Source organism: Bacillus pinisoli, assembly GCF_023036475.1.
Classification (GTDB): Bacteria; Bacillota; Bacilli; order Bacillales; family SA4; genus Bacillus_BS; species Bacillus_BS pinisoli.
This window is the reverse complement of the sequence record NZ_JAJQKI010000017.1, coordinates 1-23,629: the sequence shown is the minus strand read 5'-3', so window position 1 is coordinate 23,629 and position 23,629 is coordinate 1. Positions and strand designations below refer to the sequence as shown.

The 23,629-nt window shown below is 37.8% G+C and carries 25 protein-coding genes, 10 tRNA genes and 1 pseudogene; 32 read left to right on the top strand and 4 right to left on the bottom strand.

Translation table 11 applies throughout. The features are described from left to right. Nucleotides 1–62: 62 nt before the first annotated feature. A complete protein-coding gene (locus LT143_RS17860; RefSeq protein ID WP_246945341.1) occupies nucleotides 63–1,436 on the top strand; it encodes a UDP-N-acetylmuramoyl-tripeptide--D-alanyl-D-alanine ligase in 1,374 nt (457 codons plus the stop codon). A gap of 62 nt (nucleotides 1,437–1,498) precedes the next feature. After that, the gene (locus tag LT143_RS17855) at nucleotides 1,499–2,191 is read left to right on the top strand and encodes an alpha/beta hydrolase (RefSeq protein WP_272495859.1); all 693 of its coding nucleotides are present in this window, start codon (nucleotides 1,499–1,501) and stop codon (nucleotides 2,189–2,191) included. 76 nt (nucleotides 2,192–2,267) lie between these two features. On the opposite strand, the gene LT143_RS17850 is transcribed toward LT143_RS17855, so the two are convergent. Then, on the bottom strand, nucleotides 2,268–3,134 hold the full coding sequence (locus LT143_RS17850; RefSeq protein WP_246945339.1) for a DegV family protein: 867 nt from the start codon (nucleotides 3,132–3,134) through the stop codon (nucleotides 2,268–2,270). Nucleotides 3,135–3,494: 360 nt separating this feature from the next. Between LT143_RS17850 and cshA the strand changes: the two genes are divergently transcribed. Then, nucleotides 3,495–4,961: a degradosome RNA helicase CshA gene (cshA, locus tag LT143_RS17845; RefSeq protein WP_418909854.1), complete on the top strand. Its 1,467-nt coding sequence runs from the start codon at nucleotides 3,495–3,497 to the stop codon at nucleotides 4,959–4,961. A gap of 56 nt (nucleotides 4,962–5,017) precedes the next feature. Here the strand turns inward: cshA and LT143_RS17840 are convergent. Beyond that, nucleotides 5,018–5,261: pseudogene (locus LT143_RS17840) on the bottom strand (TipAS antibiotic-recognition domain-containing protein); the annotation flags it as partial. A gap of 82 nt (nucleotides 5,262–5,343) precedes the next feature. Between LT143_RS17840 and mscL the strand changes: the two are divergent. The 4 genes from mscL to LT143_RS17820 all read left to right on the top strand — a co-directional run bounded on the left by mscL (nucleotide 5,344) and on the right by LT143_RS17820 (nucleotide 8,836). After that, the gene (gene mscL, locus LT143_RS17835; RefSeq protein WP_246945334.1) at nucleotides 5,344–5,838 is read left to right on the top strand and encodes a large-conductance mechanosensitive channel protein MscL; all 495 of its coding nucleotides are present in this window, start codon (nucleotides 5,344–5,346) and stop codon (nucleotides 5,836–5,838) included. A 69-nt stretch (nucleotides 5,839–5,907) separates the two neighbouring features. Then, complete coding sequence (gene uvsE / locus LT143_RS17830; RefSeq protein WP_246945332.1) at nucleotides 5,908–6,873, top strand: UV DNA damage repair endonuclease UvsE; 966 nt, start codon at nucleotides 5,908–5,910, stop codon at nucleotides 6,871–6,873. A 63-nt stretch (nucleotides 6,874–6,936) separates the two neighbouring features. Continuing rightward, nucleotides 6,937–7,416, top strand: coding sequence for a PH domain-containing protein (locus tag LT143_RS17825; RefSeq protein ID WP_246945330.1), 480 nt, complete (start codon nucleotides 6,937–6,939; stop codon nucleotides 7,414–7,416). After that, on the top strand, nucleotides 7,409–8,836 hold the full coding sequence (locus tag LT143_RS17820; RefSeq protein WP_246945327.1) for a PH domain-containing protein: 1,428 nt from the start codon (nucleotides 7,409–7,411) through the stop codon (nucleotides 8,834–8,836). Before LT143_RS17825 ends, LT143_RS17820 begins: the two co-directional genes overlap by 8 nt. A 36-nt stretch (nucleotides 8,837–8,872) precedes the next feature. On the opposite strand, the gene LT143_RS17815 is transcribed toward LT143_RS17820, so the two are convergent. Beyond that, nucleotides 8,873–9,601: a rhomboid family intramembrane serine protease gene (locus tag LT143_RS17815; protein WP_246945325.1), complete on the bottom strand. Its 729-nt coding sequence runs from the start codon at nucleotides 9,599–9,601 to the stop codon at nucleotides 8,873–8,875. A 191-nt stretch (nucleotides 9,602–9,792) separates the two neighbouring features. On the opposite strand from LT143_RS17815, the gene acpS reads away from it, so the two are divergent. The 14 genes from acpS to LT143_RS17745 all read left to right on the top strand — a co-directional run bounded on the left by acpS (nucleotide 9,793) and on the right by LT143_RS17745 (nucleotide 21,397). Then, nucleotides 9,793–10,152 carry a holo-ACP synthase gene (gene acpS / locus LT143_RS17810; protein ID WP_246945322.1) on the top strand — a complete coding sequence of 120 codons (360 nt, stop codon included), beginning with the start codon at nucleotides 9,793–9,795 and terminating at the stop codon, nucleotides 10,150–10,152. A gap of 78 nt (nucleotides 10,153–10,230) precedes the next feature. Beyond that, nucleotides 10,231–11,247, top strand: a complete 1,017-nt coding sequence (locus LT143_RS17805; protein ID WP_246945319.1) for an outer membrane lipoprotein-sorting protein — start codon at nucleotides 10,231–10,233, stop codon at nucleotides 11,245–11,247. A 492-nt stretch (nucleotides 11,248–11,739) separates the two neighbouring features. Beyond that, nucleotides 11,740–12,927 carry an alanine racemase gene (gene alr, locus LT143_RS17800; RefSeq protein WP_246945315.1) on the top strand — a complete coding sequence of 396 codons (1,188 nt, stop codon included), beginning with the start codon at nucleotides 11,740–11,742 and terminating at the stop codon, nucleotides 12,925–12,927. Between the two features lie 144 nt (nucleotides 12,928–13,071). Beyond that, on the top strand, nucleotides 13,072–13,362 hold the full coding sequence (locus LT143_RS17795; protein ID WP_205603915.1) for a CopG family ribbon-helix-helix protein: 291 nt from the start codon (nucleotides 13,072–13,074) through the stop codon (nucleotides 13,360–13,362). 4 nt (nucleotides 13,363–13,366) lie between these two features. Beyond that, nucleotides 13,367–13,717, top strand: a complete 351-nt coding sequence (ndoA, locus tag LT143_RS17790) for a type II toxin-antitoxin system endoribonuclease NdoA (RefSeq protein ID WP_246945312.1) — start codon at nucleotides 13,367–13,369, stop codon at nucleotides 13,715–13,717. A gap of 486 nt (nucleotides 13,718–14,203) precedes the next feature. Further along, nucleotides 14,204–15,040, top strand: a complete 837-nt coding sequence (locus tag LT143_RS17785) for an RsbT co-antagonist protein RsbRA (protein WP_246945309.1) — start codon at nucleotides 14,204–14,206, stop codon at nucleotides 15,038–15,040. Continuing rightward, nucleotides 15,037–15,393, top strand: coding sequence for an STAS domain-containing protein (locus LT143_RS17780; protein WP_246945306.1), 357 nt, complete (start codon nucleotides 15,037–15,039; stop codon nucleotides 15,391–15,393). Before LT143_RS17785 ends, LT143_RS17780 begins: the two co-directional genes overlap by 4 nt. A 2-nt stretch (nucleotides 15,394–15,395) precedes the next feature. After that, on the top strand, nucleotides 15,396–15,800 hold the full coding sequence (locus LT143_RS17775) for an anti-sigma regulatory factor (protein WP_246945303.1): 405 nt from the start codon (nucleotides 15,396–15,398) through the stop codon (nucleotides 15,798–15,800). A gap of 33 nt (nucleotides 15,801–15,833) precedes the next feature. Beyond that, a complete protein-coding gene (locus LT143_RS17770; RefSeq protein ID WP_272495858.1) occupies nucleotides 15,834–16,844 on the top strand; it encodes a PP2C family protein-serine/threonine phosphatase in 1,011 nt (336 codons plus the stop codon). 141 nt (nucleotides 16,845–16,985) lie between these two features. Next, entirely contained in the window at nucleotides 16,986–17,303 is a 318-nt protein-coding gene (locus LT143_RS17765) for an STAS domain-containing protein (protein ID WP_246945298.1), read from the top strand. Nucleotides 17,304–17,306: 3 nt separating this feature from the next. Next, nucleotides 17,307–17,792, top strand: a complete 486-nt coding sequence (gene rsbW, locus LT143_RS17760; RefSeq protein ID WP_246945296.1) for an anti-sigma B factor RsbW — start codon at nucleotides 17,307–17,309, stop codon at nucleotides 17,790–17,792. After that, nucleotides 17,758–18,549: an RNA polymerase sigma factor SigB gene (gene sigB, locus LT143_RS17755; protein ID WP_246945293.1), complete on the top strand. Its 792-nt coding sequence runs from the start codon at nucleotides 17,758–17,760 to the stop codon at nucleotides 18,547–18,549. The genes rsbW and sigB overlap by 35 nt, the downstream gene beginning before the upstream one ends. Then, nucleotides 18,546–19,142 (top strand): PP2C family serine/threonine-protein phosphatase, encoded by a 597-nt coding sequence (locus tag LT143_RS17750; protein WP_246945291.1) that lies wholly within the window; start codon nucleotides 18,546–18,548, stop codon nucleotides 19,140–19,142. Before sigB ends, LT143_RS17750 begins: the two co-directional genes overlap by 4 nt. A gap of 101 nt (nucleotides 19,143–19,243) precedes the next feature. Then, nucleotides 19,244–21,397, top strand: a complete 2,154-nt coding sequence (locus LT143_RS17745) for a Tex family protein (RefSeq protein ID WP_246945426.1) — start codon at nucleotides 19,244–19,246, stop codon at nucleotides 21,395–21,397. Nucleotides 21,398–21,508: 111 nt separating this feature from the next. On the opposite strand, the gene cmpA is transcribed toward LT143_RS17745, so the two are convergent. Then, a complete protein-coding gene (gene cmpA, locus LT143_RS17740) occupies nucleotides 21,509–21,622 on the bottom strand; it encodes a cortex morphogenetic protein CmpA (RefSeq protein ID WP_246945290.1) in 114 nt (37 codons plus the stop codon). A gap of 94 nt (nucleotides 21,623–21,716) precedes the next feature. On the opposite strand from cmpA, the gene LT143_RS17735 reads away from it, so the two are divergent. From LT143_RS17735 to LT143_RS17685, 11 genes are all read left to right on the top strand, one after another. Further along, nucleotides 21,717–22,178, top strand: coding sequence for a SprT family protein (locus LT143_RS17735; RefSeq protein WP_246945288.1), 462 nt, complete (start codon nucleotides 21,717–21,719; stop codon nucleotides 22,176–22,178). A gap of 303 nt (nucleotides 22,179–22,481) precedes the next feature. Beyond that, nucleotides 22,482–22,556: transfer RNA gene (locus tag LT143_RS17730), tRNA-Asn, on the top strand. A gap of 4 nt (nucleotides 22,557–22,560) precedes the next feature. Continuing rightward, nucleotides 22,561–22,651 (top strand) — tRNA-Ser (locus tag LT143_RS17725). A gap of 17 nt (nucleotides 22,652–22,668) precedes the next feature. Beyond that, nucleotides 22,669–22,740 (top strand) — tRNA-Glu (locus LT143_RS17720). A 69-nt stretch (nucleotides 22,741–22,809) separates the two neighbouring features. Next, nucleotides 22,810–22,885 (top strand) — tRNA-Asp (locus LT143_RS17715). Nucleotides 22,886–22,901: 16 nt separating this feature from the next. Continuing rightward, nucleotides 22,902–22,976 (top strand) — tRNA-Gln (locus tag LT143_RS17710). 1 nt (nucleotide 22,977) lies between these two features. Continuing rightward, nucleotides 22,978–23,062, top strand: a tRNA-Leu gene (locus LT143_RS17705). Between the two features lie 24 nt (nucleotides 23,063–23,086). After that, a tRNA-Leu gene (locus tag LT143_RS17700) sits at nucleotides 23,087–23,172 on the top strand. Between the two features lie 65 nt (nucleotides 23,173–23,237). Next, nucleotides 23,238–23,314, top strand: a tRNA-Arg gene (locus LT143_RS17695). A 7-nt stretch (nucleotides 23,315–23,321) separates the two neighbouring features. After that, nucleotides 23,322–23,398: transfer RNA gene (locus LT143_RS17690), tRNA-Pro, on the top strand. Between the two features lie 15 nt (nucleotides 23,399–23,413). Further along, nucleotides 23,414–23,487: transfer RNA gene (locus tag LT143_RS17685), tRNA-Gly, on the top strand. Nucleotides 23,488–23,629: the final 142 nt, after the last annotated feature.

The window sequence follows — 23,629 nt, the reverse complement described above, 5'->3', positions numbered from 1 at the left end:
TTGAAAGCCTTGTTTTAGAATATTTATAAAAACATTCAGTGTAAAAGAAAGGAGTCAGAGCCTTGATTAATAGAGCATTAGGTGATATTGAGAGAATGATAAAAAATGCTGAGCTACATGGAGATGCCGAATTATCCATCCAGGGTGTTTCCATCAATTCAAGAGATGACCTACATGGGAAATTATTTATCCCTATTAAAGGAGAACGTTTTAATGGGCATGAATTTGTAGCAGATGCGTTTCAAAAAGGAGCAGTTGCCTGCTTATGGAAGAAGGATGAACCAAACAAGCCTTCAGATGTCCCTTTAATTTTAGTGGATGATACCCTTACTGCCCTTCAACAGCTGGCTCATTCATACCGCCATGAATTGAAGTTAAAAGTAGTAGGAGTCACAGGAAGTAATGGTAAGACGTCAACGAAGGATATGATTTTCTCTGTTCTATCTACTGAGTATAAAGTGGAAAAAACAGAAGGGAATTTCAATAATCATATTGGATTACCATTAACAGTTCTGAAAACAGAAGAGGATACAGAGATTCTTGTTTTAGAGATGGGGATGAGCGGCAGAGGAGAAATAGAGTTATTATCTAAGATTGCGGAGCCTGACGTAGCTGTCATTACTAACATCGGTGAGTCTCATTTACAAGACTTAGGGTCTCGCGAAGAAATCGCAGAAGCTAAGCTTGAAATTACAGCTGGTTTAAAGGCTGGTGGATCGTTAATTTTTATGGGAGATGAACCATTATTACAGGAACGAATTGGTCGCTACACTGATATTAAGCTTATTTCATTTGGACAGGAAGAAACCAACGAATACTATCCTGTGTTTATTAAGCAGGAATCTAATGGCACCTCTTTTACATGTAATAAAGCGTCGCGACCATTTTTTATTCCTATTCTAGGGAGACATAATGTGTTTAATTCATTGGCTACACTTGCGGTAAGCCAGGTACTAAATATTACATGGGAAAACGCAATAAGAGGACTCTCCCAGCTGAAGATGACGAAAATGCGGGCTGAGATTAGCTCCGGCATCAAGGGATCGACTATTATCAATGACGCTTATAACGCGAGCCCAACCTCTATGAAAGCAGCTATTCAATTGCTACAAGACCTTGAAGGATATAAACGAAAATTTCTTATTCTAGGTGATATGCTAGAGCTAGGAGATCAGGAAATACCATTTCATCAAGAGGTAGGTAGAGCTATTGATCCGACAAAGATTGACTATGTCTTTACTTTTGGTGAACTAGGTAAGCAAATTGCCACAGGTGCTACGGCGCAGCTAACAGACAAACGTGTCTTCTCCTTTACAAATAAACATGAGCTTATTGAGAGTGTGGAAAGTAAACTTAACGAAAAGGATGTAGTACTTGTTAAAGCTTCACGTGGAATGAGGTTAGAAGAGGTCGTAGAGGCATTATCACAGAAATAATAATAGTTGGATGAACCTTTGTTCATTCTATTAGTAATGTAACATTTTTTGGAAAGGTGATCATGGTGATTGGTTGTCTTTGTATTCATGGATTTACAGGCTCTCCCTATGAAGTTGAGCCATTAATGTCTTATCTAGAAGACCATACAGATTGGAAGATCGTTGCACCTATTTTACCAGGACATGGTGAAGAAGGAACCTTACTTCATATCACGTATCAGCAATGGATTGATGCAGTAGAAGAGGCCCTAGAATCGTTAGTAGCTGATTGCGAGACGATTTATGTAGTAGGTTTTTCCATGGGGGGCTTACTTGCCGCCTATTTAGCTACAAAATATCCAATTGATAAGCTGGTGCTATTAAGTGCTGCCGCCTATTATGTAAATATTCGTCAACTACTTATTGATATTAGGGAGATGGCAGCTGATGGAATAAAGGGTCATCTTCAGGATAATACTCTTTACCAAAGATACCGGAAAAAAATAATGGACACTCCTGTTTCTGCTACGAAACAATTTCGTATGCTGGTCAAACATATCAAGCCTCGATTAAAAGATGTGCACAATCCAACTTTAATCATACAAGGGGAATGTGATGGAATTGTACCTACAAAGAGTGCTCACTATATTTTTAAACATATCGGTACTGAAGATAAAAAATTAGTCTTCCTAGACTCATCCCCTCACCATGTTTGTCATGGCCCAGATTTTGAACAATTGGTGGAAGAGATATCGACCTTTTTTGAAATACTTTAATTTATGTAAGATGAGACAAAAACAAGACGCTTGAGTATCAATTCAAGCGTCTTTGATGTGTAAAAAATGTAAGGGTTTATATTTTTTGATTACGAGCTGGACCTTGGAACGAGAAGACTAGACCACCTTCACCGGCATATGTACCAATAAGAGGACCCATCTCTGTTAGTATGCCTTCTTTAAAAGGATAACGTTCCATAATTTCAGAAAGAACCGCTTTTCCTTTTTCTTCACAATTACTGTGAGAAAGACATACAGTCTGATCTTCAAATTCCTTCGTATATTCGCCAATGGCATCAATAAAACGTCTAAGAGCCTTTTTGTCACCACGTACTTTTTCAAATACCTCAATTTTTCCATCTACATCAACACGTAGAGATATTTTTATGTTAAGCGCGTTGGCAATCGTCCCCTTAAATCGATCTAATCTTCCACCTTTAATGACATTCTCAAGTGTTTCAAGCAAAATAAAAGTATTTACTTTAGGAATTGCTTCATTTAATAACGTAACAATTTTCTCAAAGGATTTCCCATTCTCGATTTCTCTTGCAGCTTGTACAAGTAAAACGACCATTCCAGGGGAACCAGTACTTGCATCAAGTACCTCTATTTTACGGTTAGGTTGCTCTTCTAAAAGCATGTTTTTCGCTAAGACAGCACTGTCATACGTTCCACTAAGTCCTTTAGAGATCGTAAGAACAATTAAATCGTCGTCTGTTTCCTTAAATGTTTCAAGAAAATCATACGGTGCTGGACAAGCGGACTTTGGAAGCTCCTTTGATTCTTTCATCTTTCTGTAGAAGGTTTCATTATCTATTGTTACCCCAGCTTTGAAATGTTCATCACCAAATTGAATGTTAAGAGGAACAACTTCAATATCATATTTTTCTTTAAGATCTTTTGGTAAGTCTGAGCTGCTATCGGTAATTATTTTTATACTCATTTCATTTTCACCTACTCAAATAAAATAGCAAATATACTTAATCTTAACATAAGTATGATTTGTCGGTTAGATAATTACTAAAAGTTGTTTAATGTTCTTGATAATGGTATGATGGAGTTTAGTGTTTGGAATAAGTTCTCTTTTACAATTTCCACTTCCAGCATTCCAAAGGGGAATGCTTTTCTTTTATATAGGTCAAAATACATCTGTAGTAGTATTACTTAATCATATAAATTTCATGAATGAATACGGAACTTGTAAAGGATAAATGTCCGTTTAATGAATTAAACACGTAAAGAATGATTAAAGGAGAATGTTAGATTGAGTAAATTTCAAGATTTAGGAATTAGCACAGATTTAATGAATGCAATTAGTAAAATGGGCTTTGAGGAAGCAACACCTATCCAGTCACAAACAATTCCATTAGCTTTAGAAGGTAATGATGTAATTGGTCAAGCGCAAACAGGTACTGGTAAAACAGCTGCTTTTGGTATTCCATTAGTGGAAAAAATTGATGTAAGACAAGAAAAAGTTCAAGGTATTGTTATTGCTCCGACAAGAGAATTAGCGATCCAGGTTTCAGAAGAACTATATAAAATCGGTGCATCTAAACGTGTACGCGTTCTACCTATTTATGGTGGTCAGGATATCGGACGTCAAATTCGTTCTCTTAAAACAAAGACACCTCATATTATCGTTGGGACTCCAGGTCGATTAATTGACCATATTAACAGAAAGACTTTACGTCTTCAAAGCATCCAAACGGTTGTGTTAGATGAAGCGGATGAAATGTTAAACATGGGCTTTATTGAAGATATTGAGTCTATTCTTTCTGAAGTACCAGATGAGAGACAAACGCTATTATTCTCGGCAACGATGCCAGGACCAATCCAACGTATCGCAGAACGTTTTATGAGTAACCCTCAGGTTGTAAAGGTAAAGGCAAAAGAGGTTACAGTTCCTAATATTCAACAATTCTACCTTGAAGTACATGAAAAACAAAAATTTGATGTACTAACTCGTCTCTTAGATATTCAGTCTCCAGAGCTTGCTATTATTTTTGGTAGAACAAAGCGTAGAGTTGATGAGCTTGCTGAAGCGTTGAATACACGTGGATATTCAGCAGAAGGAATTCATGGAGACATGACACAAGCAAAGCGTATGTCTGTACTTCGTCAATTTAAAGAAGGTACAATTGAAATTCTTGTTGCGACAGACGTTGCAGCACGTGGCTTAGATATCTCAGGTGTTACGCATGTATACAACTTTGATATTCCACAAGACCCTGAGTCGTATGTTCACCGTATTGGACGTACTGGTAGAGCAGGAAAGACAGGGTTAGCGATGTTATTCGTTTCATCAAGAGAATTGAGCCAACTTAGAAATATCGAAAATACAACAAAACGTAAGATCGATAAAATGAAAGCACCAACTTTAGATGAAGCATTAGAAGGTCAACAAAAAATGACCATAGAAAAGCTTTTAAGCACAATGGAAACGAGCAATTTGTCCTTCTATAAGAGAACAGCTGAAGAGTTATTAGAAGAGCATGATTCAGTTACTATTATTGCTGCAGCGTTAAAGCTAATGACAAAAGAGCCAGACAGTACACCTGTTAAGCTTACTTCAGAGCCTCCACTAGTTGTGAAGGAGCGTAAGCCAAAAGGTAAAGGTGGATACAGTCAAGGTGGCGGATATAAAGGTAGAGACGGTGGAAACCGTGGAGACCGCGGAGACCGTGGTGACCGTAGCCGTTCAAAAGGTGGAAGACCTTCTTCGAACAGTAACCGTAGACCAAATCGCCGTGTAGGTGCAAAGCAACAATAAAAAAAAGAGAGATTGGGCTTCCAATCTCTCTTTCTTTTGGCTCTCTAAATGTAACCTTAATTCTTATTAGTTTCAGCAAAATAAGTCATAGCTTCACACAATTTTGCTAAACCTTCTCCGTATTGATCAATATATTTTAGTAAATCTTTCATCTTCCACATATAGCTGTCCTAATCCTTTGAAGGCTTCAAGTGAATATTGCCCAAAATTATAGTTTAAGCATTCAAACCACTCTTTTATTGCATTTTGTGCCTCTTCTGAATTTGGAAAAGAGGTTCTAATTGAGGCAAGTTTTTCGTAATCAATCCGATAATATGACCAAGCTGTCATAACACTATATTCCTTACATACCTTTATAAAGTAAAGGAGGTACGGATCAGATATGAAGTTTTTTCAAGATTTTAGAGAGTTCGCTGTTCGTGGAAATGTCATTGATATGGGGATAGGTGTTATTATAGGCACGGCGTTTGGGAAGATTGTGGACTCGCTTGTCACGGATATTATTATGCCTCCCATTGGTCTGATGCTGGGTAAGGTGGATTTTTCTAATCTGTTTATTAATTTATCCAATCAAGATGTGCAGAGTGTACTAGAGGCAAAAGAAGCCGGGGCTGCTACTATTAATTATGGTTTATTTGTAAATACCATTATCCACTTTATTATTGTGGCTTTTGCCACCTTCTTAATTATTCGGCAGATTAATCGTATGAAAAAAGCCCCTATGGAGTCTATTACAAGAAAAGAATGTCCTCATTGTTTTATGAGTATTCCAACGTTAGCGAAACGCTGTCCGAATTGTACAACTTATTTAGATATGGAAGAAGTACCTTTTACTAATGATCGTCGAAAACCTAAAATGAAGATTCGAATCAAATAAAGCAAATCAATAATCTTAGATAAGTCTTGGAATACTAAAGATAATAAATTTTTAATTGAGGTGTTCCACTTGACGATTGTAAGACTTGGATATGTGGCAATGAGTGTTCACTTGCAGAACAGTTCTCCATCCCAAACCATGACATATGCTCAGTTTAAACGGCTAAAGAACCGAGAAGCTGCTATTGCTAAATTAGAGAGGATTGCGCAAGCTAATCTCCATAATTGCCTCCGTTTATTAAAACATAATCTCGCTCATGATATAACATTTTTTAGATTTAGCTCAAAACTAATCCCACTAGCCAATCATGAAGAACTATCGGATTGGGATTTTCTAGCTAATCTTAAAGATCACCTTAAAGAAATTGGTGAGTTTGTAAAAGAGCATAAGATGAGGGTGGACTTCCATCCTGATCATTTTGTGCTGCTTAACTCTCCTGACATCGATCTGTTAAATGCTTCTATTAAAACTCTTAAGCTCCATCAGTCCTTATTAAAGGGGATGAATATCGACCTTGAACACCGTTGTGTCATGCATGTTGGTGGAGGGTATAACGACAAGGAAAAAGCGTTGGAGCAACTTATACATAATTGGCAGTTTGTACCTCAAAGCATCCAAAAAATGATCATGCTAGAAAATGATGATGTCACTTTTCATTTGCATGACACGTTATATTTATGTGAAAAGCTGGGCATTCCTCTTGTTTTTGATTATCATCACCACTTGGCTAACTTTCAAGATGAAAACTGGGAGCAGGAGTGGGAAAGAGTGATTCAAACTTGGTCTCATTCTCCACTTCCACTTAAAATGCATATTAGCAGCCCACGTGATGAAAAGGATTACCGTGCACATGCTGATTATATTGATCCACAATATTTCTTACAGTTTCTTCATAAAGTAAAAGGTTCTATTTCTCATATTGATTGCATGATCGAAGCAAAGAAGAAGGATGATGCATTATTCCGCCTGATGGAAGATCTTCTTAAAGAAGATGGAATTGAAAAGGTAAATGAATCTACGTTTAAGATTCATTAATTGAATGGAAATATGTTCCTAGTTATAGTAAGGTTAGATTGATTAAATGTAAGGAGCGTATTTATGAGAAAGGAACCATTTAATAAATTAAGTAACCGTGCACTCGTTGTATGGAGAATCTCATCGGCCATGTCCATGGTATTCTTTTTACTAGTGGCTATTGCTGTTTTGATTGTCACCCTGTTTTTTGATTGGCCAATTTTCATCGGTATTGTATTAATAATATTCGTTCTATTACTATCGATCTTTTCGGTTTGGTTTTACCCGAAATGGCAGTGGAAAAAGTGGAGATATGAGGTACATGAATCGGAAATTGATATTCAGCATGGAGTATTTGTGGTAAAAAGAACATTAATTCCGATGGTAAGGGTTCAACATGTAGATACTCAACAAGGACCGCTGCTTAGAAGATATCAATTAGCTACTGTTACCATTTCAACAGCAGCGACGATTCATGAAATCCCTGCGCTAGATGAGGAAGAGGCAGAGCAACTGAGAGATCGGATTTCAACGCTAGCAAAAGTGGTGGATGAGCATGATTAATAAAAAGAGGTTACATCCCATCGCGGTGTTGCTGCGATTTATCCGCTCACTCAGAGAACTAGCTGTTCCCCTCATTGTATTTCTGTTTGTTGGTGGCGGAGGGGATGGTTTTTTTGGTTCAATCTACCTTGTGGGAATGTTTGTCATTATAGTCGGCATGCTCATTTACGGCATTCTATCTTGGCTTCGTTTTTCTTATCGAGTGGAAAATGAAGAGTTGAGGATAGAATTTGGTGTGATTGTACGTAAAAAACGGTATATTCCACTTGAAAGAATTCAATCTATTGATATAACTTCTGGCGTCATTCAGCGACTTTTTGGATTAGTAAAGCTGCAGGTAGAAACAGCTGGAGGAGGAGACGAAGCAGAGGCGGTGCTTTCGGCTGTCACAAAAGAAGATGCAGAAGAGTTGAAGATAGCCCTATCCAAACGATCGTTAGAAGAAGAGGCAGGATCGGACGAGAAATATGAGCAAATCACTCTTTCTCCAAAAGACATTTTAATAATGGCAACGACGTCTGGTGGAATAGGTGTCGTTCTTTCAGCTTTATTTGCTTTCTTTACACAGTTAGATGATATGATCCCTTATGATTATGTGTACGGTTTTGCAAAAAATATCGTAGGCTCAAGCTTTATTCTTATTGCGGTTGGGATTAGCATGATTATCCTCTTTGCATGGGTATTCTCTATTGCAAGTGCATTAATTAAGTTTGGAAATTATAAGTTAGTGAAAAAGGGAGAGAATCTTTTTATAACAAGAGGATTGTTAGAGAAAAGAGAAATGACCATACCGATTAAACGTGTACAAGCAGTACGAATTCAAGAAAATATGATTCGTCAATTGATTGGATACGCTAGCATCTATATCGAGGTAGCCGGAGGGGCAATGGATAAAAAAGAAGACCTCTCTACGTATTTACTCCCCCTTATTCATAAAAAAGATGTGAGGTACATACTCGAACGGTTTACCCCAGATTTTATAGTTGAAGAAGCAGTGAATCCTCTACCAAAAAGAGCAAAAAAGAGATATATTCTTCGACTATTGATTCCGGCGTTAATAGTAAGTGTTGCGGTTTGTTTCTTGCTTAATCCGTGGGGATATTTAAGTTTAATGATTCTTCCCATTAGTGTGTTATTAGGGATACAAATGTATAAGGAAGCGGGCTGGGTGTTGTTAGATCATCGACTTCTTTTGCAATATCGATTCATCAATCGTCATACCGTTTATGCGAAGAAGAATAGAATCCAAGCTTTTCACTTGGTACATTCCTTTTTCCAAAAGAAGAATAGGCTCGCGTCAATCGTCATCTCTACACAATCGAAGCTTGCAGGCAAGCACTTCAAGGTAGTGGATGTAGCTGAAGAAGATGCGAACCAGCTCTATCAATGGTATTCCTATGAGAAAAAGCAACCTTTATAGGTTGCTTTTTTAGTCGTTTAAGAAGGTATTTGCCTATTAGCGAGTAATCATGCCTAGAATAATAAGGATTCCAAGGATCATCCAAATAATTGTTCTCTTATCTAGTTTGCGTGGCATGGTGGCAAATAATCTTCTAAAAGAGAAATTTGAAACTGTCGAGGCATGAGTGTAGTACCCTCTTCTTTTCGGTAAAACAAGTGGAGCAAGTATTGCACCGCCCACAAATCCGAATATATGACCAAGAACGTTGATGTTGCCATTTACAAACGTCATGATTAATCCGATTACTAAGATTGTGATAACAATTTGAGAGTTTGCCTGGTCAATTAAATCCTTTCGGAGTATAACCATATATAGATATATTCCGAATAGCCCATAAATGGCTCCAGATGCACCAACATGACTAAAGTATGAAGGTTCTAATAAATACGTAGCAACATTTGCAATAAATGCTGATCCGACATAAGCCAGTAGGAACTTGTTCCTCCCAAGTAAACGTTCTAATGCTGGACCAAATAAAACAAGGGAGAAAGAATTGAATAAAACATGACCGAAGCTTGCATGAAGGACAATTGGTGTGAATAATCTCCACCATTCACCCTGCTCAATAAACATATTATATCCTACCATTGTCTCTAGTAAGAAGCGTCCTCCAGGTAATCCGAAGCTAATCCATATCCATAAAACAAAATGGAGTGCTACTAAAAATGATACAATAGGATAAAACTGAAGGAACGTCCGAAAGTTTTCCGTTCGTAAAAACATGTGTAAACGACTCCTTTTCTATCAATAACTTGTTTTAATTTTATCATATGTGTAGTAACTACTCCTACATGATAGCTTTTATTGAAAAAACTTTAAGGAAGGCTCTTTTCTATATATTTATTGTAGAAAGCAATAAGCAACAAAGTTCTAGAAAAGAGCTTTTAAAAAAAGCCTTAAGAAAAGAGGATCCAATGATTAAGGGAATAGGTATAGATATCGTAGAAATAAAAAGAATAGAAACTTTATTAGAGAAGACGCCTAAATTTGTTGACCGCATTTTAACAGAAGGTGAAAGAAGTGTCTGGAATACGCTAACGGACCGGAGAAAATATGAGTATCTAGCGGGGAGATTTGCTGCGAAGGAAGCTTTTTCAAAGGCGATGGGAACAGGAATTGGAGTGGGTTTGCAGTTTATTGATATAGAAATTTTACAAGATGAAAAGGGGAAGCCTTATATCGCGAAACCCCTAGAGAATGGCGTACATTTGTCCATTTCACATAGTAAGGACTATGCAGTTGCTCAAGTAATTATTGAAAGCTCGTCAAGCTAGTCTGCATATTGTGATACTTTGTCTCATATAGTCTATTGGGAAGCAATTATTTAGTATGAGACAAAGGGGCTGAAAATTATGCGAAAGAAGTTAGGTTTCGTTTTACTAGCAATGCTAGTTGTCCTTGCTTTAGCAGGGTGTGGAGAAAAGAGTCAAGAGGATGTAGTCAAAGCATTAGGTACTAAGATGGAGGAAATTTCAGGCTATAAAGCAACAGCCAAAATGACCTTACAAACTGGATCAGAAGAACAAGTGTATGATGTTGGCATCTGGCATTCTAAACCACATTATTACAAGGTAGATTTAAAAAATGTACAAAAAGATCAAAGTCAAATGATCTTGCGCAATGATGAGGGTGTATTTGTATTAACACCTGCATTAAATAAGAGCTTCCGTTTCCAAAGTGACTGGCCGCTAAATAGCAGTCAAGCTTATCTCTATGAATCATTAGTAAAAGATATCTTAAGTGACAAGGAAGCAGTGTTTAAAGCGACTGAAGATCACTATGTATTTGAAACAAAAACTAATTATAAAAATAGCAAAGCCATCCCAGTACAGGAAATTACTTTTAACAAGAAAGATTTAACGCCTGTTGGGGTAAAGGTAATGGACCCAGATCGTAACCCATTATTGCTGGTTGAATTTACAAGTGTTGAGTTAAATGCAAGCTTTGATGAAGGTGCATTTGATATGAACCGTAACATGACGGCTGCTCAAATTGATGTGCCAACAATGGCGGGTCAAGAACAAAACACACCATTTGAAGTTTTATATCCATTTGATTTACCAGATGGGGTAAAAATTATTGGTGAGAAGGAAGTTAAGACTGAAGAAGGTAAACGACTGATCCTATCATATGGTGGAGAAGGTAAATCCTTTACTTTAATTCAAGAGCGTGCAAGTGTAGCAACTGTAACTACAACTTCAATGGTAAGCGGTGAACCAGTAGATTTAGGTTTCACAGTTGGAGCTCTTACAGAAAATTCTTTATCATGGTCACATAATGGTGTTGACTTTATGATTGCATCCAATGACCTTTCTCAAGATGAGATGATTATGGTTGCAAAGTCTGTTCAAGGTCAGTCAGTTAAATAAGATGCAATGATGAATAGACCCAGCACAATGTTGGGTCTATTTTTAGGTAATTCAGGAATTCCTGATAAAATGGGAAGAATTGCTGATAAAATGCAATTTTTCAGGATATATGAGGTAACTTTGCTGATATAATCTCTATTTTTCCTGATATAGTGCTCCTATTTACTGATAACACCATTATAAGGAGCTCCACATAGAACATGACAACTTATGATTCATGTTTGACATTAAGGGTACGGTGTTAAATAATTTAACATATAAAAAGGCTCTTTTCGTATAAATTGTTGCTTTCGTAAAAATTCCAAAAGCCGGATTTTTACTTACTAGTATAATGTCTTCTACTTTTCATCTAGAAAGTCGCTCTTTTCTAAAACGAAAAACACGTAATTTCGTTGTTTAGAAGAGGCTTAACTTCGGATAAAGTAGGTTAAAAAAACAACAAAGTTTTAGAAAAGAGCCTATGAAAAATACCTTTAGATATTAAGGAAGTGTATGATATTGGCTTTGTCCCCTTTCTATAGAGATACATGGGTGGAGGTTTCCTTAACTAATGTTTATGAAAATATTTGTAACATGCGAGAATATCTTGGTTCATCAACTCGTATTATAGCTGTAGTGAAAGCAAACGCTTATGGTCATGGTGATCTTGAAGTGGCTAAAACCGCGATTAAAGCAGGTGCTTCGGTTTTGGCAGTGGCAATACTGGACGAAGCTTTAGCCTTAAGAAAAGGAGGAATTGCCGAACCAATCCTTGTTTTAGGCGTGACTCGACCGGAAGATGCCGTGATTGCTGCAGAACATAATATCTCACTAACTGTTTTCCAAGAAGATTGGCTTCAAAAGACAAAGGGTCTGCAGACTGAACTACCTTTAAACATCCATGTGAAATATGATACTGGGATGAATAGACTTGGAGCAAAAACATTGGATGAGCTTCGTCGTATTGCCCTAGCTGTTCAGGAGAACCCGTTGTTTTCACTAGAAGGACTCTATACACACTTTGCTACCGCGGATGAAATAGACACTATTTATTTTGATAAGCAGTATTCAAAGTTTGTAGAGGCGGTTGATATGATTTCGTCTTTATCGATAGAAGTTCCAATTATTCATTGTGGAAACAGTGCAACAGGTCTTCGCTTTCCAACCAAATTATTTAATGCCGTTCGGATGGGCATTTCTATGTATGGTTTATCACCGTCCATTGAAATGAAGAACATACTGCCTTTTGAATTAAAAGAGGCTTTTTCCCTTCATAGTCGATTAACACATGTAAAGGAAATAAAAGCAGGTGAAAGTATAAGTTACGGTGCCACCTATACAGCTGAACGTAATGAATGGATTGGAACGGTACCAATGGGTTATGCAGATGGCTGGTTTCGGCGACTTAGTAATCGAGAAGTGCTGATTAATGGTGAACGCACACCTATTCTCGGAAGGATCTGTATGGATCAATTTATGATTAGGCTTCCAAGAGAGGTTGAGATAGGCACAAGGGTTACACTTATTGGAAGTCAGTTAAACCACACTATTTCAATAGATGAAATAGCAAGTGAACTTCACACCATTAATTACGAAATCCCATGTATGATTGGTAATCGTGTACCTAGAGTATATATCGAAAATAATTGTATTGTAGAAGTTAACAATCCAATCCTTCAATTTGTAAAGCAGGACGAATAAGGAAAAATACAATTCAATGTATAATTTTGTTATGGTAAATAGATAATATGGTAGGATTTGCAGAAGGACTTTGCAAAATCGACTATTAGGTGATATGATTAAAAATGGATTAAAATATGTGTGTGTAGTTGATGGTGGAGGTGTATGTTTGTGTCCGATTCTAGTGCAACAACTACTGAGATAATTGTGCGTTTACCTCAACAATTAATCAGTGAATTAGATGGGATCATAAAACAGGAAAACGGTAGTCATAGTGACATCATTTATCAAGCAACGAAGATGTATTTGAGAGAAAGAAAAAAACGCCATATTCGTGAGTCTATGAGACGAGGCTATATGGAGATGGCTAAAATCAACTTGAATATTGCATCCGAAGCATTCCTTGCTGAAGAAGAAGCAGATCACACCGTTGAACGCCTAGTAAGCGGGGGGTAATCCTTTGATTGTTAAACGTGGTGACGTTTATTTTGCTGACCTTTCCCCAGTTGTTGGTTCTGAGCAAGGCGGCGTAAGGCCTGTACTTGTTCTTCAAAACGATATTGGGAATCGGTTTAGTCCCACAGTTATTGTTGCAGCAATAACTGCCCAAATCCAAAAAGCAAAGCTACCAACTCATGTTGAGATTGATGCCAAGCGATATGGATTTGAGCGTGACTCTGTCATTTTATTAGAACAAATTCGAACAATTGATAAGCAACGATTGACGGACAAAATCACGCATCTAGACGATGAAATGATGGAAAAAGTGGACGAAGGCTTGCAGATCAGTCTCGGACTCATCGATTTTTAATAATAAGATCATATGTGAAGCTGTTTAGAATTTTTTCTAAGCAGCTTTATTTATTTTCTTCTCCTAAAAGTCTTATAAGTAAAGTGCTCTTCGTTAAGATTATCCTTTTTTAACATAGTTTTTAATGGTAGCGCAATGTAACGACAGGTTACTTGCATTAAACTCACTAATACAAAATTAATTAGAAAAAAACTAACATAGCCATAAAGGTAGATTCTTATACGTAATGTATAAGAAAAATATTACCAATTAGGTTAAAGAATTTGAAAGAAGATTACATCAATGGAATAATAGATTTAGATATTTGTACCTTTTGAACATATATATATATAGGCTGTTTTCGTAAAGATTGTTGCTTTCGTAAAAATCCCAAAAGCCGGAATATGGCGAGATTGCTGAAAGATTAGATTGAAAGCAACAAAGTTTTAGAAAAGAGCCTATATAAAAGGGTGCAATAGAATTGTTTTAATTGAGGGGGAGTCATGTATGGATACGTTTTTACTTGCACTCATACGAGAAAACCAAGAAGAAATAGTTGCAAGATGGCTAGAAGAAATAAAAGTAATTGGAAATGAAAAAAGTTTACGAGTTGTTTCCGATCAATTATTCCTAACCACAAGTAGAGAATTTATAGACCTTATTATCCGTGATATTGAGCTACCAAAAGAACAGCTCTCGGTTCAACTAAATGATTTCTCAGAGAGAATAATTAGACTAGGGTGGCCGCTTAGCTATATTACGGAAGGGTTACAACAATTCAGAAAGGTCATTCAATTATGGTTACAGGACCAAAAAGTTGAGCCTGTAGGGCAGTTACGGATCATGAACGATGTAAGTGAATGGATTGATTCTATTATCAATCATATGGTGAACCATTACTCAGGGTCATGGGAGCATACGGTGACCATGCAAAAAATGGCCCTTCAAGAACTTTCTGCACCACTTATTCCGGTATATGAGAACATTACGGTGATGCCATTAATAGGAACAATTGATACGGACCGAGCAAGGAAGATTATGGAGAATTTATTGCAAGGTGTTGTCAAACACCGTTCAGAAGTCGTGCTAATTGATATTACGGGAGTACCTGTAGTAGACACAATGGTTGCTCATCATATTATCCAAGCAGCAGAAGCCGTAAGATTAGTAGGAACGAAATGCTTAATTGTAGGAATCCGACCTGAAATTGCTCAAACAATTATTAATCTAGGGATAGATTTAAGTCATATTGTCACAAAGAACTCTTTGAAAAAAGGTCTTGAAACTGCATTGAATATGACAAATCGAGAAATTGTTAGCACGTTAGGGGAGGAAGTAAAATGAAGATCCCTATATTAAAACTACGACAATATCTGTTAGTAACGATCCAATGGGAGCTAGATGATCAAACAGCTATTCAATTCCAAGAGGATCTCTTAAAAAAGATTCATGAAACTGGAGCAAAAGGAATTGTTATTGATTTAACCTCAGTAGAAATTATAGACTCTTTTATTGCTAAAGTTATCGGAGATGTAGTGAGTATGTCCAATCTTATGGGAGCAAAGGTCGTACTAACTGGAATTCAGCCAGCTGTTGCCATTACCCTTGTGGACCTGGGTATACACTTAAACGATGTTCCAACAGCAATCGACTTAGAAAAGGGACTCGATAAGCTTCAGCAAGAATTGGGGGAATAAGGATGGAAGTCCAATCCTGCGTTAAAATTATATCAGAATGGGACATTGTAGCTGCTAGACAATTGGGAAGAGATATCGCAAAAAAGATGGGGTTTGGTACAGTAGACCAAGCGAGAATCGCAACAGCCATCTCTGAGTTAGCAAGAAATATATATTTGTACGCCCAAAAAGGTTCCATTTGTATAGAGGAAGTTTTTACAGTAGATCGAAAAGGAATTAAGGTTCTATCTATAGATGAAGGACCTGGAATTGCTGACATTAGACGGGCTATGGAAGATGGCTACACTACATCGGGGGGGCTCGGGGCTGGGTTACCAGGAGTGAAGCGTCTAATGGATGATTTTTCAATTAATACAGAAGTGGGTAAAGGAACTGAAATTTTAACGATAAAATGGCTTCGTAGCTAATTAAATAAAATGGTTTTTTGGCCTAAAGGAGTGATGAGTGTGGATAATCAACAAATGATGTTTAGTAAATACGAAGAATTACTAACAGGATATCTGCGTGACTCAAATGAGCAGCTTTTATATAAAGGTCAAAAGTTTAGTAGACAATCCATTGAAAATGATATTACTCCAGAAGAAATTGTAGCCATTCATAAGTCAGTTCTTCAGGATCTTTACCCTGAAATACCGAAGAAGGTCGTTGAATCCTTTGATCTGCTGCTAGAAGTAATGATTGGGTATGGCCTTGTCTATCGAGAGCACCAGCTACTTCGAAACAAGCAAGAAGAGATAAAAAGTGAAATGGAAATAGCGGCAAATGTACAACAAACATTACTGGGAACAGATATTCCAAAGGTCGATGGTCTAGATATCGGCGCAATTAGTGTGCCGGCAAGGCAAATGAATGGGGATTACTTTCATTTTGTTGAAGATGAGACGGGAGCTATAAGTGTTGCAGTTGCAGATGTAATCGGAAAGGGAATTCCTGCCGCTCTTTGTATGTCTATGATTAAGTACGCAATGGATAGCTTGCCTGAATCAAGAAACCACCCGAGTTATGTATTAGAAAACCTAAATAGAGTAGTAGAGCAAAACGTCGATATAACAATGTTTATTACAATGGTGTACGGTATTTACATGCCATGTTCAAATGAATTTACCTATGCCTCAGCAGGACATGAACCAGGTTTCTACTATTCATCTCATGAGGAAAAGTTTTATGATTTAACTCAATCAGGGCTAGTTCTAGGTGTCGATAAAGCTATTAAGTATAAAGAGCACACGATAAAAATGGAAAAAGGTGATATGATCGTTCTATTGTCTGATGGAGTCACTGAATCTAGAACAGAAGACGGTTTTATTGAAAGAGAAGAAATTACAGAACTTATAATAAAATATCATCAACTTTCCGCTCAAGAAATTGTAGATAATATTTACAAAGAATTAGAAAGACTTCAGGATTTCCAATTAAAAGATGATTTTACTTTCATTATTTTGAAAAGATAGGTTTATGTGCAGTTGGATGAGGGTAAATAACTCATATGGCCTGGCATAGCTTGGACATGTCGCTTTTAAGTTAGTTGGTATTGCCATAACAAAGCGGCAGTCTGAAGGAAAATATCGATAGTTTATAAGGGAGTGGTAAGGGTGAATCTACAGGTCAACATTAACCAAGATGGTTTAATACAGCGTGTGGCTGTTTTAGGAGAAGTGGATGCTTATACAGCTCCCAAACTTAAGGAACAGCTTGTACCTTTAGCGGAGGAAAAGGAAGCTCAACTTATTATTGATCTTTCGGGTGTTTCCTACATCGATAGTACAGGCTTAGGTGTATTTATTGGTGTATTAAAGTTAACTAGAAAACATGGTGGTTCTCTTCAGTTAGTGGGGCTCAACGAACGTGTAAAACGTTTATTTACGATAACGGGCCTAGATGAAATTATCAATATTTCTGGAGGTGAATAAAACGTGAATCAGCCTTTTGATTACATAGAAATGAAGATTCCCTCAAAACCGGAGTATGTTGGGGTTGTGAGGTTAACTCTTTCTGGGATCGCAAGCAGAATGGGATATTCGTATGAGGATATTGAAGATCTAAAAATTGCAACATCAGAAGCTATTACCAATGCTGTACATCATGCCTATGGTGAAGAGGAAGGTGGCGAGATTGTCATTGGATTTGGTTTATTCAATGATCATCTACAAATCATGGTATCGGATAGTGGAAAGAGCTTTGATGTCAATCAAATGAAAGAAGAACTTGGACCCTATAATCGTTCAACGGATATTTATGAAATGAATGAGGGTGGCCTAGGTTTATATTTGATAGATACATTAATGGATGATGTAAAAATTAACAACGACTCAGGAGTAAGTGTGTTTATGAAGAAGTACCTCCAAAGAGAGCAGGTGGGAAGCGATGAAACGTCAATCGCAACCAACCAAGCCGAATAATGAGGTAATCGAGTTAATAAAAAAGTTTCAACTAACAAATGATGATGAAATTCAACTATATATTGTTGAAAGATATAGGGCACTCGTGGAGTCATTAGCGCGTAAGTATTCCAGAGGCCGTAATATGCACGAGGATCTGGTGCAGGTGGGTATGTTGGGATTGTTAGGTGCTATCAGGAGATATGATACGAGTATTGGAAAAGGTTTCGAGGCCTATGCCATCCCGACTATTATTGGTGAAATAAAAAGATTTTTACGTGATAAAACATGGAGTATTCATGTTCCTAGAAGAATTAAAGAGTTAGGACCGAGAATTAAAGGAACCGTTGAAAAACTAACAACCGAACTACAACGATCTCCGAGAATAGAAGAAATTGCGCAGTACTTAGATGTATCTGAAGAAGAGGTATTGGAAACGATGGAGGTTGGTAGGAGTTATCAAGCACTATCAGTCGATCATAAAATAGAGGCCGATTCTGACGGAAGTACCATCACCCTCCTAGATTTGGTAGGGAGCCAAGACGTAGGGTATGAACAAATTAATCAAAAAATGGATTTTGAGGCTTCTTTGAAAGTGTTAACGGAGAGAGAACGATTGGTCATAAAATATACGTTCTTAGAGAACCTTAGTCAAAAAGAAGCGGGTGAGAAATTAGGAATATCTCAAATGCATGTGTCCAGGCTGCAACGAAGAGCCATTCAGAAGTTAAGGACAGCTGCAGATTCAGATAACGTTCAGTCGGAGTGTATAACATGATAGAGCAAATCAACACAAAACAACTAGAGGTCCTATCTTATCAAGCATCCAAAAAAGGGAAAGATTGCTGTGGTGACAGCTTTCTTGTGGTTACAAAACCTGACTATGCCATCATTTCAATAGCAGATGGACTGGGGAGTGGAGTGCAGGCTAAAGAATCATCAGAAATTGTGATGAATGTTCTAGATAAACATCACAACGAAGATCTCCACTCCATCCTATTAAAGTGCAATGATTCCTTGCGTGCAAAGCGAGGGGCTGCAGTAGCAATTATAAAAATTTATTTTTCATTAAATGAAATGGTATACGCTGGTATAGGTAATATTAAATTCACCATAATTTCTCCAAGTGGAAAATCTACATACCCCCTTCCGAAAATGGGCTTCCTATCTGGCAAGCCTATATCCATTCAAATTCAACGATTTTCTTATGAGAATGAATCAGTATTTTTAATGAGTAGTGATGGTGTCGGTATGATTGCCAGTAAAGATCTCTTAAGTTATCACCATTCCTTACAGTCAATTATTGACTTAGTAAGGCAACAGAATAATGGAAACGATGATGTCACAGTGTTAGTTGGTAAAATTAAGTAATGGAAAAGATGAGTTTGTATAGTTAATTTGTTAAAATAGATTCACTACTATATGAACTAGGAGTGAATCTATTGGAAGCTACGGTTAACCAACAAACATTTATTATAAAACAAATCTCTTCTGCGCTTAACTTAAAGACAAAGCAAGTTGAAAATGTAATAGAGCTACTAGAGCAAGATAATACAGTTCCATTTATAGCACGTTACCGAAAGGAAATGACGGGCGCACTTGATGAGGTTCAGATTAAGGATATTATGGAGCAGTGGCAATATCTACAGAACTTACAGAAGCGTAAAGAAGAGGTTTTACGTCTCATTGACGAACAAGGGAAATTAACAGAAGAATTACGATCTTCTATTGAAAAGGCTGAAAAGCTGCAGGCCATCGAAGATTTATATAGACCTTATAAACAAAAAAGAAGGACAAAGGCGACAATTGCAAAAGAAAAAGGATTAGAGCCTCTAGCAATTTGGCTGTTAGAACTCCATAAAGAAGATGTGTTGAGTGAGGCAACCAAATACATATCAGAAGAACACGGGATTTCCAATTCAGAAGAAGCACTACAGGGTGCACAAGATATTATAGCTGAGATGATCTCTGATGAAGCGAGATACCGTCAGTGGATTCGTCAAACTACATATCAAAAGGGAAAGATTGTAACATCTGTTAAAGATGAAGAGAAGGATGAAAAGCAGGTTTATGAGATGTATTACAGTTATGAAGAACCTGTCCAAAAAGCAGCTCCTCATCGAATACTGGCAATTAACCGAGGAGAGAAGGAAGAAATCCTTAAAGTCTCAATAGATGTACAGCAAGAGTTGTTCATTAAATATATGACAGAACAAGTGATTGGAAAGAAGTACTCCCCAGCCAATGAATGGGTGATAACGGCAATTGAAGATGGATATAAGAGACTTATTCAACCTTCTATTGAACGCGAGATAAGAAAAGAACTTACTGAGACAGCTGAAGAGCGAGCTATTCATATTTTTTCGGAAAACTTAAAAAAGCTTCTTCTTCAACCGCCGCTTAAAGGTAAAACGATTTTGGGAGTAGACCCTGCATATCGAACTGGGTGTAAGCTAGCAGCTATTGATGAAACCGGAAAGGTATTACATATAGATGTCATTTATCCTCATCCTCCAGTTTCAAAAACAGCAGAAGCGAAGAAGAAGATTCTTCACATATTGAGTTCATACCCTATTGAAATGATTGCGATTGGAAATGGTACGGCCTCAAGAGAGACTGAGCAATTCATTGCTGAACTGATTAAGGAAAGCAATAAGGACATATACTATTTAATTGTAAATGAAGCGGGAGCGAGTGTTTATTCTGCTTCAGATGTTGCAAGAGAAGAATTTCCTAACCTGCAAGTTGAGGAAAGAAGTGCTGTTTCAATTGCAAGAAGACTTCAAGACCCTTTAGCGGAGCTTGTGAAAATTGATCCCAAATCAGTAGGTGTTGGTCAATACCAACATGATGTGGCACAGAAAAAACTAAGTGATTCTCTTACCTTTGTAGTAGAAACGGCAGTAAACCAAGTAGGTGTCAATGTGAATACAGCTTCCCCTTCTTTATTACAATACGTAGCGGGCCTTAGCAAAACAGTTGCTACTAATATTGTTAAGAAAAGGGACGAGACAGGTAAATTCTCAAGTAGAGATGAATTAAAGAAGATTCCAAGACTTGGTGCGAAGACATATGAACAATGTATCGGATTCTTAAGAATACCTGAAGGTGAAAACTTACTGGATCGAACCGCCATCCATCCAGAGAATTACAAGGTAGTGCAAGCGCTACTAAAGCAACTGGACTCCGATATCTCTGAATTAGGAACAGATGCCTTGAAGAACAAGCTAAAAGAAATGGATGTAGCTGCTGTTTCTACCCAACTGGGGATTGGTGAATTAACGTTGCGTGATATATTAGACTCATTAGCTAGACCAGAACGGGATCCTCGCGATGAGCTACCTAAACCTTTATTAAAAAAGGATATTCTAAAACTAGAAGATTTAACAAAGGGATTAGAGCTTCAGGGGACAGTTAGGAATGTAGTAGACTTTGGGGCGTTTATCGATGTTGGTGTTAAACAGGATGGTCTAGTCCATATCTCTAAATTGACCAAAGGTTTTGTGAAAAATCCACTCGACATTGTCTCGGTAGGTGACGTTGTGACTGTTTGGGTGGATGATGTGGATGTGAAAAAAGGTAGAGTGGCCTTAACGATGCTACCTCCAAGTGAACAGTTAAGTTAAGTTGAAAAGCTCTAAATGCAAGTGGTTGAAAATTAATAACATAACTTAATAGGTAAATGAAGAAAGGGAGCTAATCATCTATGTAACTTGGTTAGCTTCCTTTCTACTGTATTAAGAATGATGTTTTTTTCTATAAAAGAACCAGCACTGATTTAATAATTTAATTTGGTAACGATTTTTTTCAAAATAAGCACGAGTCATTTGATTTTTTAACCAGATAGGCATTGTTCATACCTCCTCAAAAGATATAATGAAGGATGTATTACATTCTTATGAAAAAGCATCTTAATAGGTGCATGGATGACAGGAGGGATCCCAATTGACGAATGAGGAGCTTCAATTATTAGTTGAAGAGATATCGCGTACCCACTTCGAATTACCTTTTACCCACCGAGCCTATTTTAATCAGAGGCTAAGAACGACGGGGGGGAGGTACCTATTACGCTCTCATGATATTGAAATCAATCCAAGGTATTTTGAGGAACTAGGAATAAATGAATTAGTTGGAATCATTAAACATGAGCTTTGTCATTACCATCTTCATCTTTTGGGCAAAGGATATAAGCATCGTGATCATGATTTTAGACAGTTACTAAAGAAAGTGGATGCGCCAAGATTTTGCTCTACATTGGAGTCTTCTAGGACTAATAGTAATGTCACTTACCTAGTGTATGAGTGTAAGAATTGCAAGCAACAGTATCGAAGAAGACGTAGAGTTAACACATCTAGATATGTATGTGGAAGGTGTGCAGGGAGACTTGTGCTAATAAAAGAAAAATAGTATTGACTGTCCATAATAGTTTGTGATAAATTATAGAAACCGTCGCTTGAAGTTGTACAAAACAAGGTGATTATTACCAAGTTACGACGAGTTGACATCGGCTTGAACCTGTTATATTATATACAAGTCGCTACTACACAAGCGAACAACATTCCACCATAGCTCATCGGTAGAGCACGTTCGAACAAGCTCCTTAAGTTACGCATCAGCGTACAGATCGAGCAACTTCTTGGAAGACTTTCTGAGATCTGGACGTTCGTACCAGTGATTGCATAATGCGTAGAATAGAATAACTTTTATTTTTCCACCATAGCTCAGCGGTAGAGCATTCGGCTGTTAACCGAAGGGTCGTAGGTTCGAATCCTACTGGTGGAGCCAATACGGGGAAGTACTCAAGTGGCTGAAGAGGCGCCCCTGCTAAGGGTGTAGGTCGCTAACGCGGCGCGAGGGTTCAAATCCCTCCTTCTCCGCCATAACTTTTCAGTGATATGGCCCATTGGTCAAGCGGTTAAGACACCGCCCTTTCACGGCGGTAACACGGGTTCGAATCCCGTATGGGTCACTTTAATAATGGAGGGAGAAACTTTCGTTTCTTTCTCCATTATTCCCTACAAGACTTATTAGATATTATGGTCCCGTGGTGTAGCGGTTAACATGCCTGCCTGTCACGCAGGAGATCGCGGGTTCGATTCCCGTCGGGACCGCCATTATATTTTGTGTTATTGGGCTATAGCCAAGCGGTAAGGCAACGGACTTTGACTCCGTCATGCGTTGGTTCGAATCCAGCTAGCCCAGCCACGCGGATGTGGCGGAATTGGCAGACGCACCAGACTTAGGATCTGGCGCCGTAAGGCGTGGGGGTTCGACTCCCTTCATCCGCACCAAAGTTTTTTGCCAAAGTTTCTTTTGCGGTCGTGGCGGAACGGCAGACGCGCTAGGTTGAGGGCCTAGTGGGGGCAACCCCGTGGAGGTTCAAGTCCTCTCGGCCGCACCAAAAAAATAAAACTTGCAAAATAACTTCTAGTGTGTTAATCTAATTAAACTGTTGTTTCAAATAAAGCGCCCGTAGCTCAATTGGATAGAGCGTTTGACTACGGATCAAAAGGTTAGGGGTTCGACTCCTCTCGGGCGCGCCAAGTAAGACGGGAAGTGGCTCAGCTTGGTAGAGCACCTGGTTTGGGACCAGGGGGTCGCAGGTTCAAATCCTGTCTTCCCGACCATCACATATAATATATGCGGGTGTAGTTTAATGGTAAAACCTCAGCCTTCCAAGCTGATGTCGTGAGTTCGATTCTCATCACCCGCTCCATTTTAAAAAAAATAAAGTTTTGAAGAAAATATATTGGACAAACTTAAAAATGTATGATATATTAGTCTTCTGCTTAAGAAAAACAGTTCTTTGAAAACTAAACAAAACGTCAAGCGTGTTGGTTTATCTAAATCAACAACAA

Bases quoted from the DNA above. Each gene is read 5' to 3' on its own strand.
- LT143_RS17855 (WP_272495859.1), top strand. From the start codon at position 1,499: ATGGTGATTGGTTGTCTTTGTATTCATGGATTTACAGGCTCTCCCTAT.
- LT143_RS17850 (WP_246945339.1), bottom strand. From the start codon at position 3,134: ATGAGTATAAAAATAATTACCGATAGCAGCTCAGACTTACCAAAAGAT.
- cshA (WP_418909854.1), top strand. From the start codon at position 3,495: ATGAATGCAATTAGTAAAATGGGCTTTGAGGAAGCAACACCTATCCAG.
- mscL (WP_246945334.1), top strand. From the start codon at position 5,344: ATGAAGTTTTTTCAAGATTTTAGAGAGTTCGCTGTTCGTGGAAATGTC.
- LT143_RS17825 (WP_246945330.1), top strand. From the start codon at position 6,937: ATGAGAAAGGAACCATTTAATAAATTAAGTAACCGTGCACTCGTTGTA.
- LT143_RS17820 (WP_246945327.1), top strand. From the start codon at position 7,409: ATGATTAATAAAAAGAGGTTACATCCCATCGCGGTGTTGCTGCGATTT.
- LT143_RS17815 (WP_246945325.1), bottom strand. From the start codon at position 9,601: ATGTTTTTACGAACGGAAAACTTTCGGACGTTCCTTCAGTTTTATCCT.
- acpS (WP_246945322.1), top strand. From the start codon at position 9,793: ATGATTAAGGGAATAGGTATAGATATCGTAGAAATAAAAAGAATAGAA.
- LT143_RS17805 (WP_246945319.1), top strand. From the start codon at position 10,231: ATGCGAAAGAAGTTAGGTTTCGTTTTACTAGCAATGCTAGTTGTCCTT.
- alr (WP_246945315.1), top strand. From the start codon at position 11,740: ATGATATTGGCTTTGTCCCCTTTCTATAGAGATACATGGGTGGAGGTT.
- LT143_RS17795 (WP_205603915.1), top strand. From the start codon at position 13,072: ATGTTTGTGTCCGATTCTAGTGCAACAACTACTGAGATAATTGTGCGT.
- LT143_RS17785 (WP_246945309.1), top strand. From the start codon at position 14,204: ATGGATACGTTTTTACTTGCACTCATACGAGAAAACCAAGAAGAAATA.
- LT143_RS17780 (WP_246945306.1), top strand. From the start codon at position 15,037: ATGAAGATCCCTATATTAAAACTACGACAATATCTGTTAGTAACGATC.
- LT143_RS17775 (WP_246945303.1), top strand. From the start codon at position 15,396: ATGGAAGTCCAATCCTGCGTTAAAATTATATCAGAATGGGACATTGTA.
- LT143_RS17770 (WP_272495858.1), top strand. From the start codon at position 15,834: ATGAGTGTGGATAATCAACAAATGATGTTTAGTAAATACGAAGAATTA.
- sigB (WP_246945293.1), top strand. From the start codon at position 17,758: ATGAAACGTCAATCGCAACCAACCAAGCCGAATAATGAGGTAATCGAG.
- LT143_RS17750 (WP_246945291.1), top strand. From the start codon at position 18,546: ATGATAGAGCAAATCAACACAAAACAACTAGAGGTCCTATCTTATCAA.
- cmpA (WP_246945290.1), bottom strand. From the start codon at position 21,622: ATGCCTATCTGGTTAAAAAATCAAATGACTCGTGCTTATTTTGAAAAA.